Here is a 5,153-nt window from a genome sequence, read left to right on the forward strand (position 1 = left end):
CGCCCAACCCGCGCCGCCACCGCCCTCGGCCATCCGCTCCGGGTCAACCGCCTCCGGTCAACCGCTTCGGATCGACCAGCCTCGGTCGACCGCTTCGGATCGACCACCGTCGGTCAACCACTGCCGGTCGACCACCGTCAGGCGTCGCCCCCCGCCGCCCCCGGGTCCGCCGCCGCCACATCGAGCAGCTGGTAGCGGTCCACGGCCTGCTTCAGCAGCGAGCGGTCCACCTTCCCGTCCCGCGCCAGCTCGGTCAGCACCGCCAGCACGATCGACGGCGCGTCGATGTGGAAGAAGCGACGGGCCGCGCCCCGGGTGTCCGCGAAGCCGAAGCCGTCCGCACCGAGCGAGGAGTACGTCCCCGGCACCCAGCGCGCGATCTGGTCCGGCACCGAACGCATCCAGTCCGAGACGGCCACGAACGGGCCCTCGGCCCCGGACAGCTTGCGGGTGACATAGGGGACGAGCTGCTCCTCCTCCGGGTGCAGCAGATTGTGCCGATCCACCTCCACGGCCTCACGGCGCAGCTCGTTCCAGGAGGTCGCCGACCACACATCGGCGCGTACGTTCCAGTCATCGGCCAGCATCCGCTGCGCCTCGACCGCCCACGGCACGGCCACCCCGGACGCCATGATCTGCGCCGGGATCTCGCCCGCGTCGCCCGCGCGGTAGCGGTGGACGCCCTTGAGGATGCCCTCCACGTCCACGTTCTCGGGCTCGGCCGGGTGCTGGATCGGCTCGTTGTAGACGGTCAGGTAGTAGAAGACGTCCTCGGCATCCTCGCCGTACATGCGCCGCAGACCGTCCCGCACGATATGCGCGATCTCGAACCCGAAGGCCGGGTCGTACGCGACACACCCCGGGTTCGTCGACGCCAGCAGCTGCGAATGGCCGTCCGCGTGCTGGAGGCCCTCGCCCGTCAGCGTGGTGCGGCCCGCGGTCGCGCCGAGCACGAAGCCGCGCGCGAGCTGGTCGGCCATCTGCCAGAACTGGTCGCCGGTCCGCTGGAAGCCGAACATCGAGTAGAAGACATAGACCGGGATCAGCGGCTCGCCATGGGTGGCGTACGCCGAGCCCGCCGCGATCAGCGACGCCGTGCACCCGGCCTCCGAGATGCCGTCGTGCAGCATCTGGCCGGTCGGCGACTCCTTGTAGGCGAGCAGCAGCTCACGGTCGACGGACTCGTACTGCTGGCCCAGCGGGTTGTAGATCTTGGCGCTCGGGAAGAAGGAGTCCATCCCGAAGGTGCGGTACTCGTCCGGCGCGATCAGCACGAAGCGCTTGCCGATCTCCTTGTCCCGCATCAGGTCCTTCAGCAGCCGTACGAAGGCCATCGTGGTGGCGATCGACTGCTGTCCCGAGCCCTTGCGGACGGCCGCGTAGGTCTTCTCCTCCGGCAGCACCAGCGGCTTCGCGCGCACGACCCGGGTCGGCACATAGCCGCCCAGCGCCTGGCGGCGGTCGTGCATGTACTGGATCTCCGCCGAGTCACGGCCCGGGTGGTAGTACGGCGGGGGGCCGTCCTCCAGCCGCTCGTCCGTGATCGGGATGTGCAGCCGGTCGCGGAAGCCCTTGAGGTCGTCGACCGTCAGCTTCTTCATCTGGTGGGTCGCGTTGCGGCCCTCGAAGTTCGGGCCGAGGGTCCAGCCCTTGACCGTCTGGGCCAGTACCACCGTCGGCTGGCCCTTGTGCTGCTGGGCCGCCTGGAACGCCGCGTACACCTTGCGGTGGTCATGACCACCGCGGCCGAGGTGCAGGATCTGCTCGTCGGTCATGTTCTCGACCATGGCGCGCAGCCGCTGGTCGCCGCCGAAGAAGTGCTCGCGGATATACGCACCGGTCTCGGTGGCGTACGTCTGGAACTGGCCGTCCGGGGTGGTGTTCAGCTTGTTCACCAGCAGGCCGGAACGGTCCTGCGCCAACAGCGGGTCCCAGGAGCGGTCCCACACCAGCTTGATCACGTTCCAGCCGGCGCCGCGGAACTGCGACTCCAGCTCCTGGATGATCTTGCCGTTGCCGCGCACCGGGCCGTCGAGCCGCTGGAGGTTGCAGTTGACCACGAAGGTCAGATTGTCCAGGCCCTCCCGGGCGGCGATGGAGAGCTGGCCGAGCGACTCGGGCTCGTCCATCTCACCGTCGCCGAGGAACGCCCAGACATGCGAGCGGGAGGTGTCGGCGATGCCGCGCGCCTCCATGTAGCGGTTCATCCGCGCCTGGTAGATGGCGCTGATGGGGCCGAGACCCATCGAGACGGTCGGGAACTCCCAGAAGTCCGGCATCAGCCGCGGATGCGGATAGCTGGACAGTCCGTACGGAGCCCTGGACTTCTCCTGGCGGAAGGCGTCGAGCCGGTCCTCGCTGAGACGGTCGAGCAGAAAGGCCCGGGCGTAGATGCCCGGTGACGCATGGCCCTGGAAGAAGACCTGGTCGCCGCCGTCGCCCTGGTCCTTGCCCCGGAAGAAGTGGTTGAAGCCCACGTCATAGAGGGAGGCGGAGGACGCGAAGGTGGCGATGTGGCCGCCGACCCCGATCCCGGGACGCTGGGCGCGGGAGACCATCACCGCGGCGTTCCACCGGGTCGCGTTGAGGACCTTGCGCTCGATCTCCTCATTGCCGGGGAAGAACGGTTCGTCCTTGGTGGCGATCGTGTTCACATAGTCCGTGCTGCGCATCTCCGGCACGGCGACACGCTTCTCGCGGGCCCGCTCGATGAGCCGGAGCATCAGATAGCGGGCGCGCTCCCGGCCCCGCTCGTCGACGGCGGCGTCGAGTGAGTCCAGCCATTCCTTGGTCTCTTCGGGATCGAAGTCCGGGACCTGGCTGGGAAGGCCGCCAATGATGATCGGGTTGCGATCTGATCCGGAAGCCACGCTATTCCTTCGCTGTTCGGTGAGCTGTTCGGGGAGATTCTCGATGAGTCGTCGGGGCGAGTCGTCGGGGCGGTACGGCACCGCCTCCATACCGCCTCCATCGTGTACCTCGGGGAGGGAAACGTCATCTCTACCGAGGGGTAACCCGTGATCTCGGGGACATCCCGACCGGCCCCGGGTGACGGGTACGGTCAAATCGCAACCTTACGCCCAACCCGGTAAAGCGTTCCGTTTGGGCGTTCGGTTCTGAAGCCGGTGGTGAGTAGACGTAAAGTGGCAAACGCGGCCCAATGGTGTGCCATACGGCGCGGCTGATGGTGGAGCGTGTGTGGACTTGCGGCGAGACGGACGCAAACGTCACCGTTTCGACGGTCTGAACGGCCGGGTACTTGCGCGATCCGCCCCGCCCGTGTGGACTACGGCCAACGCCGCGCGTACGCGCGCGGCCGCAGCATCTACCGAACATGATCAGGAGGCAAGCCGTGAGCGCGACCGCGGACCACGCGGAGGAGCGGACCAACCCGGCAGCGAGGCTGGGGTTCGAGCCCGGACAGGTGGTCCAGGAGATCGGCTACGACGAAGACGTCGACCAGGATCTCCGAGAAGCCATCGAGTCCGTGATCGGCCAGGACCTCGTGGACGAGGATTACGACGACGTCGCCGACGCCGTCGTGCTCTGGTTCCGGGACGAGGACGGTGATCTGACGGACGCCCTGGTGGACGCCATCGGTCTCCTTGAGGACGGCGGCGTGATCTGGCTGCTGACACCCAAGACCGGCCGCGACGGTTACGTCGAACCCAGCGACATCAGTGATGCCGCCCAGACCGCCGGTCTCTCCCAGACCAAGAGCGTCAGCGTCGCCAAGGACTGGTCGGGCAGCCGGCTGGTGGCACCCAAGTCGAAGCGCTGAGCACACACGGCGCAAGCCGTCCAGGGACCCCCTCCGACCCATGTCGGAGGGGGTCCCGGCACATGATCCCGGCACATGATTAGGGTGGATCCGGGTGAAACCCTTCACCCGGACGGGCTCAGCGAAGGGACGCACACGTCATGGCGATCGAGGTCGGCACCAAGGCCCCCGCATTCGAGCTGAAGGACAACCACGGGCGCACGGTGTCCCTCGCCGGCTTCAAGGGCGAGAAGAACGTCGTACTCCTCTTCTATCCGTTCGCCTTCACCGGCGTGTGCACGGGCGAGCTGTGCGCCCTGCGCGATGAGCTGCCCTCGTTCGTCAACGACGACACCCAGCTGCTGGCCGTCTCGAACGACTCGGTCCACACCCTGCGCGTCTTCGCCGAGCAGGAGGGCCTGGAGTATCCGCTGCTCTCGGACTTCTGGCCGCACGGCGAGACCTCGCGGGCGTACGGCGTCTTCGACGAGGAGAAGGGGTGCGCCGTGCGCGGCACCTTCATCATCGACAAGGAGGGCGTCGTCCGCTGGAGCGTGGTCAACGCCCTGCCGGACGCCCGCGATCTGAACGAGTACGTCAAGGCTCTGGACACGCTCTGAGCCGGCCGGCGTCCGGCGCTCTCCGGGGCGGGGGAGCCAGGAGCGCCGGGGGAGCCGGAACCGCTCCGGCAATCGGTGCCGTCCCCCCGCGTCAAAGGGTGTTTTGCGCGGGAGCCGGTCACTAGGATCCACTCGTAGATCCGATATCGACGCACGACGGGGGCGCTGCCCCTGGAAACCTATGGAGGGACTCGTGGGAGTCAGCCTCAGCAAGGGCGGCAACGTCTCGCTGACCAAGGCCGCGCCCGGCTTGACCGCGGTTGTCGTGGGCCTGGGCTGGGACGTCCGTACCACCACCGGTACCGACTTCGACCTGGACGCCAGCGCTCTGCTGACCAACGCCGAGGGCAAGGTCACCAACGACGGCAACTTCGTCTTCTTCAACAACCTCAAGAGCCCCGACGGTTCCGTCGAGCACACCGGTGACAACCTCACCGGCGAGGGAGAGGGCGACGACGAGCAGATCAAGGTCAATCTGGCGGGCGTGCCCGCCGAGGTCGACAAGATCGTGTTCCCGGTCTCCATCTACGAGGCGGAGGGCCGTCAGCAGTCCTTCGGCCAGGTGCGCAACGCGTTCATCCGCGTGGTCAACCAGGCCGACAACAATGAGCTGGCGCGCTACGACCTGAGCGAGGACGCCTCGACGGAGACCGCGATGGTCTTCGGCGAGCTGTACCGCAATGGCGCGGAGTGGAAGTTCCGCGCGATCGGCCAGGGTTACGCCTCGGGTCTGCGCGGTATCGCGCAGGACTTCGGGGTCAACGTCTGAGCAG

At 67.7% G+C, this 5,153-nt stretch carries 4 protein-coding genes; 3 read left to right on the forward strand and 1 reads right to left on the reverse strand.

The window, feature by feature from the left end; genetic code table 11:
* Window positions 1-137: 137 nt before the first annotated feature.
* Window positions 138-2,870, reverse strand: a complete 2,733-nt coding sequence (gene aceE / locus ACWF94_RS32770; protein WP_453496884.1) for a pyruvate dehydrogenase (acetyl-transferring), homodimeric type — start codon at window positions 2,868-2,870, stop codon at window positions 138-140.
* A gap of 482 nt (window positions 2,871-3,352) precedes the next feature.
* Between aceE and ACWF94_RS32775 the strand changes: the two genes are divergently transcribed.
* The 3 genes from ACWF94_RS32775 to ACWF94_RS32785 all read left to right on the forward strand — a co-directional run bounded on the left by ACWF94_RS32775 (window position 3,353) and on the right by ACWF94_RS32785 (window position 5,149).
* Window positions 3,353-3,781 carry a DUF3052 domain-containing protein gene (locus ACWF94_RS32775; protein WP_453496875.1) on the forward strand — a complete coding sequence of 143 codons (429 nt, stop codon included), beginning with the start codon at window positions 3,353-3,355 and terminating at the stop codon, window positions 3,779-3,781.
* A gap of 140 nt (window positions 3,782-3,921) precedes the next feature.
* Complete coding sequence (locus ACWF94_RS32780; RefSeq protein WP_453496878.1) at window positions 3,922-4,380, forward strand: peroxiredoxin; 459 nt, start codon at window positions 3,922-3,924, stop codon at window positions 4,378-4,380.
* A 193-nt stretch (window positions 4,381-4,573) separates the two neighbouring features.
* The gene (locus ACWF94_RS32785) at window positions 4,574-5,149 is read left to right on the forward strand and encodes a TerD family protein (RefSeq protein ID WP_453496881.1); all 576 of its coding nucleotides are present in this window, start codon (window positions 4,574-4,576) and stop codon (window positions 5,147-5,149) included.
* Window positions 5,150-5,153 lie beyond the last annotated feature (4 nt).

The sequence above is a fragment of the Streptomyces sp. NPDC055078 genome (genome assembly GCF_053607985.1).

Bases quoted from the DNA above. Each gene is read 5' to 3' on its own strand.
- ACWF94_RS32780 (WP_453496878.1), top strand. From the start codon at position 3,922: ATGGCGATCGAGGTCGGCACCAAGGCCCCCGCATTCGAGCTGAAGGAC.